Origin of the sequence: Streptomyces sp. NPDC007875, from assembly GCF_042868035.1 — a bacterium.
GTDB lineage: Bacteria > Actinomycetota > Actinomycetes > Streptomycetales > Streptomycetaceae > Streptomyces > Streptomyces antimycoticus.
The window spans coordinates 117,278-130,464 of record NZ_JBIADZ010000019.1 but is presented as its reverse complement, the minus strand read 5'-3'; the positions used below and the strand labels follow the sequence as shown (position 1 = coordinate 130,464).

The 13,187-nt window shown below is 70.7% G+C and carries 12 protein-coding genes; 8 read left to right on the top strand and 4 right to left on the bottom strand.

From position 1 onward, the window contains the following. Positions 1–62: 62 nt before the first annotated feature. Positions 63–740 (bottom strand): GntR family transcriptional regulator, encoded by a 678-nt coding sequence (locus ACFYOY_RS32595; protein ID WP_351892384.1) that lies wholly within the window; start codon positions 738–740, stop codon positions 63–65. A gap of 250 nt (positions 741–990) precedes the next feature. Here ACFYOY_RS32595 and bglX point away from each other — a divergent pair, with 250 nt between their 5' ends. The 7 genes from bglX (at position 991) to ACFYOY_RS32560 (ending at position 8,613) form a co-directional block, all read left to right on the top strand. After that, complete coding sequence (gene bglX, locus ACFYOY_RS32590) at positions 991–3,276, top strand: beta-glucosidase BglX (RefSeq protein WP_351892378.1); 2,286 nt, start codon at positions 991–993, stop codon at positions 3,274–3,276. A gap of 195 nt (positions 3,277–3,471) precedes the next feature. Then, entirely contained in the window at positions 3,472–4,392 is a 921-nt protein-coding gene (locus ACFYOY_RS32585; protein WP_351892372.1) for an AEC family transporter, read from the top strand. 260 nt (positions 4,393–4,652) lie between these two features. Then, entirely contained in the window at positions 4,653–5,471 is an 819-nt protein-coding gene (locus ACFYOY_RS32580; RefSeq protein ID WP_388591082.1) for a SigB/SigF/SigG family RNA polymerase sigma factor, read from the top strand. Positions 5,472–5,630: 159 nt separating this feature from the next. After that, positions 5,631–6,470: an SDR family oxidoreductase gene (locus ACFYOY_RS32575; protein WP_351892367.1), complete on the top strand. Its 840-nt coding sequence runs from the start codon at positions 5,631–5,633 to the stop codon at positions 6,468–6,470. A gap of 46 nt (positions 6,471–6,516) precedes the next feature. Further along, on the top strand, positions 6,517–7,158 hold the full coding sequence (locus tag ACFYOY_RS32570) for a C39 family peptidase (protein WP_351892360.1): 642 nt from the start codon (positions 6,517–6,519) through the stop codon (positions 7,156–7,158). Positions 7,159–7,337: 179 nt separating this feature from the next. After that, positions 7,338–8,165 (top strand): LLM class F420-dependent oxidoreductase, encoded by an 828-nt coding sequence (locus tag ACFYOY_RS32565; RefSeq protein ID WP_351892354.1) that lies wholly within the window; start codon positions 7,338–7,340, stop codon positions 8,163–8,165. A gap of 16 nt (positions 8,166–8,181) precedes the next feature. Continuing rightward, a complete protein-coding gene (locus ACFYOY_RS32560) occupies positions 8,182–8,613 on the top strand; it encodes a TIGR03668 family PPOX class F420-dependent oxidoreductase (protein WP_351892347.1) in 432 nt (143 codons plus the stop codon). A gap of 21 nt (positions 8,614–8,634) precedes the next feature. Here the strand turns inward: ACFYOY_RS32560 and ACFYOY_RS32555 are convergent, their stop codons facing one another. Continuing rightward, a complete protein-coding gene (locus ACFYOY_RS32555; RefSeq protein ID WP_351892343.1) occupies positions 8,635–9,012 on the bottom strand; it encodes a DUF2267 domain-containing protein in 378 nt (125 codons plus the stop codon). Positions 9,013–9,179: 167 nt separating this feature from the next. Here ACFYOY_RS32555 and ACFYOY_RS32550 point away from each other — a divergent pair, with 167 nt between their 5' ends. Beyond that, positions 9,180–9,893 (top strand): HdeD family acid-resistance protein, encoded by a 714-nt coding sequence (locus ACFYOY_RS32550; RefSeq protein WP_351892338.1) that lies wholly within the window; start codon positions 9,180–9,182, stop codon positions 9,891–9,893. Positions 9,894–9,979: 86 nt separating this feature from the next. Here the strand turns inward: ACFYOY_RS32550 and ACFYOY_RS32545 are convergent, their stop codons facing one another. Beyond that, positions 9,980–10,138 carry a hypothetical protein gene (locus ACFYOY_RS32545; RefSeq protein ID WP_014057037.1) on the bottom strand — a complete coding sequence of 53 codons (159 nt, stop codon included), beginning with the start codon at positions 10,136–10,138 and terminating at the stop codon, positions 9,980–9,982. A 148-nt stretch (positions 10,139–10,286) separates the two neighbouring features. Then, positions 10,287–13,052: an exo-beta-D-glucosaminidase gene (locus tag ACFYOY_RS32540; protein ID WP_388591079.1), complete on the bottom strand. Its 2,766-nt coding sequence runs from the start codon at positions 13,050–13,052 to the stop codon at positions 10,287–10,289. Positions 13,053–13,187: the final 135 nt, after the last annotated feature.

Below are 13,187 nucleotides of genomic sequence, written 5' to 3'. Positions count from 1 at the left end.
CTTGGCCGACGCGATGGCGATGTCCCTCCGATGTCCCCGATGTCCCTCCGGGGAAGGGCGGTTCACCCCTGGTCGGCCGCCGCGCGTGCGGAGCGCAGCGCGGAGCGGAGCCGGTTCCTGGCGCCGCGGAGGTGTTCGCGCAGGGCGGTGGCGGCGTGCTCGACATCGCCGGCGCGCACGGTCGCCAGCAAGTCGGCATGGGCCTCGGCGGAGGGGCGCAGATCGACGTTCTGGGCGTTGGTGACGTCGAGGACGACCCCGAAGGTGGGGCGGTACTGCTCCCAGACCGCCAGCAGCCGACGGTGCCCGGAGAGCACATAGAACTGCGAGTGGAACTCCAGGTCGGCGAGGGCGAAGTCACCGGCCGCGGCGCGGTCCGCGGCGTCGCGCATGTCCCGCACGAAGCGCTCGGCGGGCTCCCAGCCACCGGGCCCCGCCCTGCCGATGGCGAGCGTGAGGGCGAGCGTCTCCAGGGACTCCCGCAGGGTGTAGAGCTCGTCGACGTCGTCCTCGGTCAGCCCGGTGACGAAGACCCCGCGACGGCGCGCCTCGACCAGCCCCTCGGCCTCCAGCCGACGCAGCGCGTCCCGCACCGGGCCGCGGCTGACGTCGTACTGTTCGGCGAGGGTGCCTTCGACAAGATGGGTGCCGGGGCGCAGCCGTCCTGAAACGATGAGGACACGCAGCTCATGCGCGACCAGATCGCCGAGGGACTGCTGCTGCAGCGAGGTGATGGGCACCGACGGGCTCCTTCTGGCGGATGGACCGGCGCTGGTCAACGGTTAACCGTCGACCTCAGTATCGCCCGCCCGCCGGCGCCCGCCCGGAACACCGGACGTACCGGGAGCCCGGACGCCGATCCTGTCGTACGTTGGCAGAAGACCCACGGCAAAGGTGGCGGGCCCGCATCCCGCACAGGGTCGTGACCAGCATGGTCTTGAGGAACTCGGACTCGGGGACAACAGATCGCCGAAGGCCAGGACGAAGACCATGAATGATGTGCGCAGACGTACGGTGCTCGCCGCGGCCGGAGGGACGGCCATCGCGGGCAAGGCCGCGACCGCCCGTGCCCAGGCCCCGCCCGCCCCCTCCTCCGACGCGCCCCGGCCGGGGACGGAATCCGGCCCGTACGAGACCAGGATCCGGGCCCTGATGGCGCGGATGACCATTGACGAGAAGCTCGGCCAGCTGCAGCAGTTCGCCTGGACCGGCGACACCGGACCCGGCGGCGGGCAGACCGCCGCCGCGGAGAAGGCGGCCCGCGGGGGCAGGCTCGGCTCCGTGCTCAACATCTACGGGGCCCGCACCACCAACACTCTGCAGCGGATGGCCGTCGAGAAGTCCCGGCTGGGCATTCCGCTGATCTTCGGCCTCGATGTCATCCATGGCATGTGGACCACCTTCCCCATCCCCCTCGCCCAGGCCGCCGCCTTCGACCCGGCGGTGGCCGAGTGGGACGCGGAGGTGTCGGCGAGGGAGGCCCGCTCCAACGGTGTGCACTGGGCGTTCTCCCCAATGATGGACGTCACCCATGAACCGCGCTGGGGGCGGATCGCCGAGGGCGACGGCGAGGACCCGTATCTGGCGGCGGCGCTCGCGTCCGCCAAGACCCGCGGCTACCAGGGCGACGACCTCCGCTCCCGGCACCGCCTCGCGGCCTGCGCCAAGCACATGATCGCCTACGGGGGCGTCGAGGGCGGCCGCGACTACAACACGGTGGACGTCTCCGAGGCCCGGCTGCGCAACTTCTACCTTCCCCCGTTCAGGGCGGCCCTGGACGCCGGGGTGGCCACCGTCATGGCGAGTTTCAACACCGTCAGCGGGGTCCCCGCGCACGGCTACCGGCATGCGCTGACCGAGATCCTCAAGGACGAGTGGGCCTTCCGCGGCTTTGTCGTCAGCGACTACAACGGCGTCCAGGAAATGATCGTCCACGGCTATGCCGCCGACCGCTCCGACGCGGCCCGGCTGGCCTTCAACGCCGGGATCGACATGGAGATGGCCAGCACCACCATCAACGAGTACGGCAGGCGGCTGCTGCGCAGCGGGCAGATCACCACCGAGCGGCTGGACGACGCGGTGGCCCGCATCCTGCGCCTGAAGTTCCGGCTCGGGCTCTTCGAGCACCCCTACGCGGACGAGGACACGGCGATCGCCGGGCCCACGAAGGCGTCCCGGGCGGCGGCACGCGAGGCGGCCGGGCGCACCATGGTGCTGCTCAAGAACGAGAAGTCCACGCTCCCCCTGGACCGATCGGGCTCCATCGCCGTCGTCGGGCCCTTCGCCGACTCCACCGACCTGCGCGGCTCCTGGGCCGGGACCTGGGCCGACGCGTTCCGCCCGGTCACCGTCCTGGACGCGGTCAAGGACGCGGCGCCGAAGGCCAGTGTCAGCCATGTCGAAGGCGTGGACGCGTCCGGCCGGAGCACCCGGGGCATCGCCCGGGCGGCCTCGGCGGCCAGGGCGACCGATGTGACCGTGGTGGTGGTCGGGGAGGCGGCGACGCTCAGCGGAGAGGCATCCGTACGCAGCGACCTCGGCCTGCCCGGCCGGCAGGAGCGGCTGATCACCGCGATCGCGGACACCGGCGCGCCGTTCGTGGTGGTGCTGCTCAGCGGACGTCCGCTGACGATGGGCGGCTGGCTGGACCGCACCCCCGCCGTGCTGCAGGCATGGCATCCGGGGATCGAGGGCGGCAACGCCATCGCGGACGTGCTCTTCGGCACCGTGAACCCCGGTGGCAAACTCCCGGTGACCTTCCCGCGCACGGTCGGGCAGATCCCCATCTACTACAACCACGAGAGCACCGGACGCCCCTACGACCGGGCCAACCACTACACCTCCAAGTATCTGGACCTGGCCTACGGACCCCAGTTCCCCTTCGGCCACGGCCTCAGCTACACCACCTTCGACATCGGCGAACCCCGGCTCAGCGTCAGCCGCGTCCGGGCCGAGGCACTGCGCAAGGGCGACACCGTCGAGGTCGCGGTCGCGGTGCGCAACACCGGGCGTCGCAAGGGCGATGAGGTGGTGCAGCTGTACATCCGCGATCCGGTGGCGAGCATCGTGCAACCGGTGCGCAGGCTCAGCGGTTTCCGCCGGGTCAGCCTCGGCGCCGGGAAGGCCGCCACCGTCCGCTTCCGGCTGAGCGCTGAGGAACTGGGCTTCTGGACCCAGGATCCGCACGGCGGATTCCTGCTGCAGAAGGGCGAGATCCGGGTCTTCGCGGGCAACAGCTCCCTGGCGAAGGGGGGACGCACCCTCACCATCACCTGACTCCTGACCAGCGGCCTGTAACCGACTTCACCAGCGCCGCGGCCGACATTACTTGTAGGGTGCATGCTGACCGCTACGCACCCGGAAGACGCCCTTGATGACCGCCGCGCCCTGGCCCTCGACCACCACGACGAGCGGACGAGACCCCGCGGCACGCCGCACCGGACGCTCCGGCCACGGTGGGGTGGAGGCCCAGTGGGCGGTGTGATCACCGGCTTCGGCGTCATCGCGTCGATCATCGTCGCCGGCTATGTCCTCGGGCGCCGCCGCTCCCTGGGCGAGCACGGCAGGGAGGTGCTCACCAAGCTCTCGTTCGATGTGGCCTCCCCCGCGCTACTGTTCACCACGCTCTCCAAGGCAGACCTCTCCGCCATCATCTCCACCCCGCTGCTGGTGACCGCCCTGAGCACCTTCGTGGTGGCGGGCACGTTCGTCGCCGTCGGCGCCGTCCGGCGGTGGAGCGTGGGCCGGACGACGATCGGCGCACTGTGCGCGAGCTATGTGAACGCGGGCAACCTCGGCATCCCCATCGCGATGTACGTCCTCGGCGACGCGAGCCTGATCGCCCCGGTGCTGCTCTTCCAGCAACTCGTCATGACCCCGATCGCCCTGACGGTCATCGATCTCAGCCGCCCCGGCCGGCGGCCCTCGCTGATCCGCAGGCTGACCACGCCGTTCCGCAATCCCATCGTGATCGGCTCGCTGTCCGGCGTCCTCGTGTCCGCCACGGGCTGGCGGATCCCCGGGCCCGTCACCGAACCGCTTTCGCTGCTGGGCGGCATGGCCGTGCCCGCCGTCCTGCTGGCGTTCGGGATCTCGCTGCCGGGCACTCAACTCCCCGGGCGCGGCGCGGAACGCGGGCCGGTGCTGCTGTCGGTGGCGTTGAAGTCCTTCGCCCAGCCGGTGGTGGCCTGGGCCATCGCGGCGGGTGTGTTCGGGCTGGGCGGCCCGGCGCTCTTCGCCGCCGTCGTCACCTCCGCGCTACCGGCGGCTCAGAACCTGTTCACCTATGCCTCGCGGTATGAGACCGCCACGATCCTGGCCCGCGAGTCGATCCTGCTGTCCACGCTGCTCGCGCCACCGGTGCTGATGACGGTCGCCGCGCTGTTGGGCTGAGCCCGGGCCCCACGGCGGCCGCCCGGTCCAGGTGTTCGCACCGGTGTGCCGCCGCGCGGACCCGTCCGGAAGAACTTTGTTTGCCCCCGGGGGCCCAGGGCAGGCGGATATTCGTGCTTCGGACCGTAGGCACGCACCGCGGGAGCAGTCTGTATTGCTCCACACCGCGGCGGCGCGCCGGTCAGCACGTCCCCGCGAACCTCCCGCGATGCACCCCCGGTCCCAGGTGACCCGTCAGCCCATCGCAGGAGGTGTGTTCCGTGACGACCGCGACGCAGGACATGGCACGGCCCCAGACCGGCCCCACGAAGCACCCGCATGACGACGCGCCCGACACCAGCGCCGAGTTCGCGGAAATGGCCCGGCTTCCCGACGGGCCGAAGAAGGAGGCATTGCGCCGTCAGGTGGTGGAGGCGTGGATGCCGATGGCCGAACGGCTGGCGCGGCAGTACCGCAACCGCGGCGAATCCCTGGAGGACCTGCAGCAGGTGGCCGCGCTCGGTCTGGTGAAGGCCGTCAAGCGGTACGACCCGGAACACGGCACCGCCTTCGCCGGGTTCGCGGTGCCCACCATCGTCGGCGAGATCAAGCGCCACTTCCGGGACCATCTGTGGGTGCTGCACGTCCCCCGCCGGGTCCAGGACCTGCGCAACCGGGTGCGGGCCGCCCACCGCGAGCTGTCCCATTCGGCGGACGACCGGCCGCCGCGGACCCAGGACATCGCCGAGCGCACCGGGCTGACCGAGAAGGAAGTGCGGGCCGGTATGGAGGCCATGGGCAGCTTCACCCCGCTCTCCCTGGACGCCCAGCTGACCGGCTCCGACGACGGCTACTCCCTGGCCGACACGCTCGGTGCCCAGGAGGCCGCGTACGACCGGGTGGTGGACCGCGAGGCCGTGCGCCCCGGTCTGAGCCGGCTCCCCGACCGGGAGCGGCAGATCCTCTACATGCGCTTCTTCTGCGATATGACACAGAGCCGGATCGCCGAGCAGCTGGGCATATCGCAGATGCACGTCTCGCGGCTCATCAACCGCACCTGCTCGACACTGCGCGACCAGGCGCTGGCCGAGGCCCGCTGAGCGGGGGCCGACCGGGCCGGGGCGCGCGTTGCGCCGCTGGAACGATGTGCATCGCCTTAGTGGGTGACCGTGGCGCCGTGGGGAGCGGCGGCTCCCCCCGCGGACTGCGAGGGTCGGTGCGGCGGGTGACGGACGCCCAAGCGAAGGAGACGAAAGCCAGTGAACACCAATCCCGAGCGTCCTCCTCCGGTGCACGTCCCGGAACTCCTCAAGGGGCAGAAGGCCCTGGTGACCGGGGCGAACTCGGGGATCGGAAAGGCGACCGCGATCGCTCTGGGACGGGCCGGCGCGGATGTGGTGGTCAACTACGCCAGTGACCGGCCCGCCGCCGAGGCCGTCGTCACCGAGATCCAGAGCCACGGTGTGCACTCCTACGCCCATCAGGCGGATGTGTCCCAGGAGGACCAGGTCATCGACCTGGTGTCCACGGTGGTCGACCGCCTGGGCACGATCGACATCCTCGTCGCCAACGCGGGGCTGCAGCGGGACGCCCCCACGGTCGAGATGACACTGGAGCAGTGGGAGAAGGTCATCTCCGTCAACCTCACCGGCCAGTTCCTGTGCGCCAGGGAGGCGATCAAGGAGTTCCTGCGGCGTGGCGTGGTCCCGGAGGTGTCGCGGGCGGCCGGGAAAATCATCTGTATGAGCTCGGTCCACCAGATCATCCCGTGGGCGGGCCATGTGAACTACGCGTCGTCCAAGGGCGGCGTGGCGATGCTGGCACAGACCCTGGCCCAGGAGTTCGCGCCCCAGAAGATCAGGGTGAACGCGATCGCGCCGGGCGCCATCAAGACCCCGATCAACCGCAGTGCCTGGCAGACCCCCGAGGCGCGGACCGCCCTCCTGGAGCTCATCCCGTACGGCCGGATCGGCGACCCCCTGGACATCGCCAACGCCGCCGTGGTCCTGGCCTCCGACCTGTGCGACTACGTAGTGGGCACCACCATCTACGTCGACGGCGGGATGACCCTCTTCCCGGGCTTCGCCACCGGCGGCTGACCGGAGGCCACGGCGCGGCGGGCGGATTTCGGGAAGACTGGCGCACATGTCCGAGGCCCCTGTTTCCCTCACCCATCCCGTCCCCTATTACGCCCAGTGGGAGTCGGCCGCCCTGGTGCCCGACATCATCGCGGGCACCCTGTCGGCGGCCGACGACCCGCTGTGGCAGAAGTCCGGGGCCGCGAGCCGGGAAGAGTACGCGTTCTGGTCGTGGCGACTGTGCGGGATGGCGTGTCTGCGCATGGCCCTGGAGCACTGGTGTGGCACCGCGCCGCCCGCGGTGACGCTCGCCGAGGAGTGTGTCGAGGCGGGGGCCTATGTGCGCCATCCGGACCGGGTGGACGGGCTCATCTACGCTCCGTTCGCCGCCTACGCACGGCGGCGCTGGGGGCTGTTCGCCGAGTCCCGGCCGCGGCTGCCGGCCGAGGAGCTGCCGGAACATCTCGCGGCCGGGCGGCTCGCGATGCTGTCCGTCCACCCCTCGCTGCGCACCCTGGACCCGCGGCCGCCGCACCGGGGCGGCCACCTGGTGCTGACCGTCGGCGCCACCCCGGACCATCTCCTCGTACACAACCCGTCGGGCTTCCCGGAGGGCTCGCAGCGCTTCGCCGAGGTCCCCTGGGCCGACCTCGGACGGTTCTACGCGGAGCGGGGTGTCCTGCTCGGCCCGGGTGAACGCCGGTCGTAGGGCCGCGGGCTCGCGCCGGAGGTAAGGCCGGGCGCTCCCGCAGGTCGCAAGGCTCGCGCCGCCCCGAGGTCCTGGTGGCGGGCACGCCGTGTCACTCGTGCGCACCGTTGCGGTTTCCGCCGGGCCGGGTACCCATGTGGTTCCCGTAGATCATCGACGCACCTTCCCAGGGAGCCGCAGTGAAAATCGGCGTATCCACGTTCGTCACCGACCAGGGCATCCGGCCCGCCCCGCTGGGGCGGGCCCTGGAGGAGCGCGGTTTCGAATCGCTCTTCATCGCGGAGCACAGCCATATCCCGGTCGAGCGCCGCACCCCCTATCCGGGTGGCGGAGACCTTCCGGAGGTGTACTACCGCACCCTCGACCCCTTCGTGACGCTGGCCGCGATCGCCACGGTCACCGAGCGCCTGCTGCTGGGGACCGGAATCCTCCTGGTGGTGCAACGGGACCCGATCACCACCGCCAACGAAGTGGCCTCCCTCGACCTGGTCTCCGACGGAAGAGCCGTCTTCGGGGTCGGCGCCGGCTGGAACCGTGAGGAGATGGAGAACCACGGGACGGATCCCTCCACCCGGGGGCGGCTGATGGACGAGCGGCTGCGGGCCATCCGTGAGCTGTGGACGAAGGAGAAGGCCGAATTCCACGGGGAGTTCGTGAACTTCGACCCCGTCTTCCAGTGGCCCAAGCCCGTCCAGCGGCCGCATCCGCCGATCTATGTGGGTGGTGGCGGCGACGCCGCGTTCCGGCGGATCGCGGACCTCGGCGATGCCTGGCTGGCCAACAGCGGATCCCCCGAGGAGCTGGGCCCGCAGATCGAGCGGATGCGCGAGGTGGCCGGCCGTGAGGTGCCGGTGACGGTGTACGCGGTGCCCGAGGACGCCGACGTGGTCGAGGGGTATCAGCGCGTCGGTGTGGAGCGGGTGCTGTTCTATCTGCCGACGATGCCGGAGGCGGAGACGCTCGCACGGCTGGACGCGATGTCCCAGATCGCCGCCCGGTTCCGGTGAGCCGCCGGGGGCCGCGATGCCGGAACTGACGAGCGCGCAGGCGCGCGAGCGTTTCGCGCGGGCCAGGCTGGCCCGGCTGGCGACCGTCGGCGCCGGGGACCGCCCGCATCTGGTGCCGGTGGTCTTCGCGCTGACCGGCGACACGGTGGTGACGGCCGTCGACCACAAGCCGAAGCGGACGATGCGGCTGAGGCGCCTGGACAACATCCGCGCCCACCCCGCCGTATGTCTCCTGGTGGACGACTACGACGAGAACTGGGACCACCTGTGGTGGGCGCGGGGCGACGGCACGGCCCGCGTCCTGCCCCCCGCCGACGAGTCGGCGCTGTCCTCGGATTATGTCCGGCTGCTCGTGGACACCTACCCGGTCCAGTACGGGGACCGGCCGCCGCGCGGGCCGGTCGTGGAGATCACCGTCGGGCGGTGGAGCGGCTGGCGGGCCGGATGAGCCGCGTCGCCCGTGAGCGGGTCAGCGCGCGGACTCCGCCAACCTCGCGAACTCGCTGCCCAGCTGGGACATGGCGTGGTCGTACTCCTCGGCGGAGACGGCCTCCCGGAGCGTGGCGAGGACCGCCCGGACACCTCGGTCGGCCTCCGGCTCCGACAGCCCGGTGCGTTCATGCACCCTGCGGATCGACTCGTCGGGGTCGAAGATCTCCATGTCCCCCTCCCCGCGCTGAAGGGACTCCCGGAGGTGTTCGGGCAGCTCCCGGGCGAGATCGCGGGCCTCGCCCGCACTGAGGCGGGCCGCCACGGTCTCGAGCGTGGCGCGGGTGACATCGGCCGCTTCCTGCCGTGAGAGCTGGGTGCGGTCCGCCACTGTCCGGAAGAACTCCCTGTCGTCCATGCGGGCCTCCCTACGACGCGCCCAGGACACGGCTTCATCACCACCTTGCCATGCGTGACCGCAGCCCGCGAGGCACTACTCGATGTCATCAGGCGCGGGGACGGGCGCGGGGGGACGATGGTTAGGTGGGGCTACGGCCATCCTGTTCCCCCAGGAGGTGGACGACCATGACTTACTCCTCCGACAGTCCGCACGGCGCCGAGCAGCCGAGAAGGGAACCCTCCGGCCGGCCCGGAGAGCGGCCCTTCGGCGAGGGCACGCCGTACGCCACGCTGCAGAACATGCTGTCCGACACCGCCTGGCAGGTCCTGGTGGCCGCGGGTGTGGTGGCGATCGCGCTGGGCATCATGGTGCTGGTGTGGCCGGGGGCCACGCTGGTGGTGGTCGGCGCCCTGTTCGGCGCCTATCTGCTGATCAGCGGGATCTTTCAGCTGGTCGGGGCTTTCGGTGCGCATATACCGAGGCATCTGCGGGTGCTGAGTTTCGTCACCGGGGCGCTGAGCGTGCTGCTCGGACTGCTCTGCTTCCGGGGTCCGGCCCAGTCGATCCTGCTGCTCGCGCTGTGGATCGGCTTCGCCTGGCTGCTCCGGGGCGTGATGCAGACCGCCACGGCGATCTCCGGTGAGGACATGCCCGCCCGGGGCTGGCATCTGTTCCTCGGTGTGCTCACCATCCTGGGCGGAATCATCCTGATCGTGGCCCCCTTCGGCTCGATCACGGCACTGACCGTGGTGGCCGGCATCTGGCTGCTCGCCCTGGGCATCATCGAGATCATGCACGGCATCCAGTTGCGCACGCATCTCGGCGGCGGTGCTCCCCGCGCGGAGCACCGGGGTCTGCACTTCCCCCGCTTCCGCTCACAGCCGCATCCGCAGGCGTAGCCGGGCCGTCGCGACGGCCGCTCACGGCCGCCGCGACGGTGCGGGACGGTCAGGGGCTCCGGCTCGGGACGAGGTGGCGGGGCGGGTCAGCGGGTCTGCACCCACCACGCCATCAGGCCGATGGCCGCGGTGCCGCAGGCATACGACGCGCCGCGGACGAAGTTGGCGGCCGCGAGTCGGCCGTATCGACGCCATCTGCTGGTGGAACGGCTGGGTACCGGTGGGCGAACCTCCATGGTGTGCATATGGAGCCCCTTTCGTGAACGTACGGACAGTGACTGTCCGACACGGGGGAACGACGCGCTGGAGAAAGCATACAAAAGTGTGAACTTGCTCCATGCATCGGACTCGCCGAAAAAAATTCCTTTCGACACGATTTCAGGGCGGGGCCGATCAGCGGGATTTGGCGGCCGCGGGGACGGTGCGGGTAGCGGTGTTCCAGCCCGAGATCCGGACCGAGGGGGCCGAACCGCCCAGGTCCGCCGTGCGATAGGTGGCGGTGAGCGTCACCGACTCCCCCGGCCACAGGCTCACCTCGTTGTCCGACCAGCGCACGGGCAGGACGGGCGTGTCCGAGCCGTTCACCAGATGGGCGTCCACGAGCAGCGCCGGTGTGCCTCGGCTGGCGGTGTTGCGCAGGGTAACGGTCGTGGTGGCGGTGGAGTCCGGCCCGCCGGTCGTGGTGGCGGTGGCGGACACGGGCGCCTCGGCCATGTCGTCGAGCCCGGTCAGATCCGCGTAGGAGGTGGTGGGGGTGTAGTACCAGTCGGTGTTGTCCCAGTCGAGCACGTCCTGCTCCGTGGAGAGCCAGTACACATTGCGGCCGATCTCCTTGCCCGCGCCATCGGTGAGCTGGAGCTTGGCCAGATAGGCGCCGGACACTCCGCTCACGTTGGCCGGGACGGTGAGCGCGGTGGCCTTGCCGCCGTCGCCCGGCACCCGAAGACCGGTGGCGCTCTTGTCGAACTTCCGGGTGCCGTCGGGGGTGTAGAGGCTGACCCGGGCGGTGAGTCCGGTGGCGGCGGTGTGCCGGCTGTTGACCACGACCACCGAGCGGGAGTCGTACGAATACTGGATGTGCAGCGGCTCATTGGCCTTCTTGGCGCCGTAGTAGGCCCCGCCCTGGTCCAGATAGCGGTCGAAGAGCTGCCAGTGGAGTGAGGTCCAGCCGCTGTTCAGCATCCAGTGGACGACACCGGTGGCGGGCCGGGAGGCGTCGGAGAAGTTGCGCGCGTACGCCTCGAACTGGGCGCGCACCGCCTCGTACCGCGCGAGCCGCGCCTTGCGCACATAGTCCGCGAGCCCGGTCGGCGGTCCGTAGCGGCCGATCAGCGCGTTGTCGAACAGCCTGAGGTCACCGAAGGTGTCCGACGGGGACCGGTGGTACTGCTTGGCCGACGGGTCCCGCCACAGGGTCTCCAGTTCGCTGGGGGACATCATGCGCCGGAGCGTGTCCAGGGTGGGGATATCCGGCCCGGCGCTGGTCTCGGAGTTGAAGCCGGTGGCCCCGCCCTCTCGCTTGGCGTACCAGTAGTCCGGCGGGACCCAGTCGTAGGGGCCCGTCATCTTCATGCCGGACTTTCCGAGCTTCGGGGAGGACTTGGCGGAGGCGGCGGGGATCACCGGGTTCGGCCAGTCCGCTGCCTCGAGCGCGTCGAGGTAGTTCTTCTCGATGGTGGCGTCGGGGGCGAAGTCACTGCCGATGAGGAAGGAGATGACGCTGGGGTGGTCGCGCAGCCGCGCGGCCTCGGCGGCCATCGAGTCCTTGGCGACCGGGTAGTCGGCGGCGGTCCACTTCTCCCCCGTCTCATCGCCGTTGACCTGGCCCTCCCACTTGTCACAGCACTCCCAGCCGGGGAGGGTCAGGATGCCGTAGCGGTCGGTGAGGTCGAAGAACTCGTCCGGCTCGATATGGCCTTCGAGGCGGACGGTGTTCAGCCCCAGGTCGAGGGTGTACTTCAGCCGGTCCTCCACCGAGCGGGCGTCCCAGCGCAGAAACACATCGGGCGACCAGCCGCCCGCCTTGATCAGCAGCGGGCGTCCGTTGATGCGGTACTGGCGGGCGCCGTCGGCGTTCAGCGGCGCCTTGACGTCGCGGATGCCGAAGCTGTGGTGAGCGGTGTCGGAGGGGGTGCCCGAGACGGTGGCGGTCAGGTCGAGGTCGTACAGCGGCTGATCGCCCATCCCGGCGGGCCACCACACCTTGGGCCGGTCCAGTCGCAGTCCCGGAACGTCGTCGGGGGTGAAGGTGACGGTCTTGGTCTGGTGCGGGGCGAGCGACACCGTGCGGCCGATGGCCGCGGGGCCGGCCGTACCGGAGACCGTGGCGGTGACCGTGGCGCCGGAGTCGTTACGGACCTGGGCCTTGACGGTGAGTTCGGCGGAGGCGAGCGAGTCGGTGTCCAGCCGGGTCGTCACATGCGCGTCGCGCAGGGCCACCGGGCCACCGCGGCGGATCAGAACATCGCGGACGATGCCCATGTTCTCGTCGGGCGGGGGCTGCAGCCAGTCGATCCAGCCCATCGTGAGGTTCTTGCGCGGATCGTTGGGCTGGACGCGGAACGCCACGGTGTTGGTGCCCGCCTTGACCTGGTCGGTGACGTCCAGCTCATGCTGGGTGTACGCGCCGGCGATCCGCTCCTTGGTGGCGACCTGGGCACCGTTGACATACACATCGGCGGCGGACACCACACCACTGACGTCCAGATAGGTGCGGCGGGAGGGGTCGGCCACGGTGAAGTCGCTTCGGTACCACCACGGGACGGCGAAGTCGGCGGCCGGGATCTTCTTGAGGTTGGTCGAGTAGAACGGATCCGGGTACGTGCCGGCGTTGAGCAGCCCGGAGAGCACCGTCGACCGGGGCCCCACCGGGTGCCAGCCGGATGTGGGGTAGCCGGGCGTGGAGATGGCCGCGGGGGTGTCCGACACCTTGGCCGAGGACTGCGTGGCGAAGCCCGCGAGCGGAGTCGCGGTGCCCGGGGCCCCGCCCACCCGGGTCACCGGGGCCGCGGCGCCCGCCGCCGTACCGGGGCGCGGGGGCGCGGCGCCGGTGGTCAGGGAGATGGTGAGGAGGAGGCCGCCGACGGCGAGCGAGGCGGTCAGGGCGCGTCGGACGCGGGCTCGCGCCCGCCGCCGGGATGGTGCCGGACGGAGGACCACGGATGTCTCCCTGAGGGCAGGCAGAGCATTGGTTAAGTAGGTTTCCTAACAATCTAGGGACGGTAGAGATCTGAGGGAGGCATGTCAACCAGGCCCGCCGAGAATGCCCCTTCCGGCGGATAGCGCGGTGGGGTG

Coding starts and splice junctions, on each gene's coding strand:
- ACFYOY_RS32545 (WP_014057037.1), bottom strand. CDS start 10,138: ATGCACACCATGGAGGTTCGCCCACCGGTACCCAGCCGTTCCACCAGC.
- ACFYOY_RS32555 (WP_351892343.1), bottom strand. CDS start 9,012: ATGGACGACAGGGAGTTCTTCCGGACAGTGGCGGACCGCACCCAGCTC.
- ACFYOY_RS32550 (WP_351892338.1), top strand. CDS start 9,180: ATGACTTACTCCTCCGACAGTCCGCACGGCGCCGAGCAGCCGAGAAGG.
- ACFYOY_RS32560 (WP_351892347.1), top strand. CDS start 8,182: ATGCCGGAACTGACGAGCGCGCAGGCGCGCGAGCGTTTCGCGCGGGCC.
- bglX (WP_351892378.1), top strand. CDS start 991: ATGAATGATGTGCGCAGACGTACGGTGCTCGCCGCGGCCGGAGGGACG.
- ACFYOY_RS32570 (WP_351892360.1), top strand. CDS start 6,517: ATGTCCGAGGCCCCTGTTTCCCTCACCCATCCCGTCCCCTATTACGCC.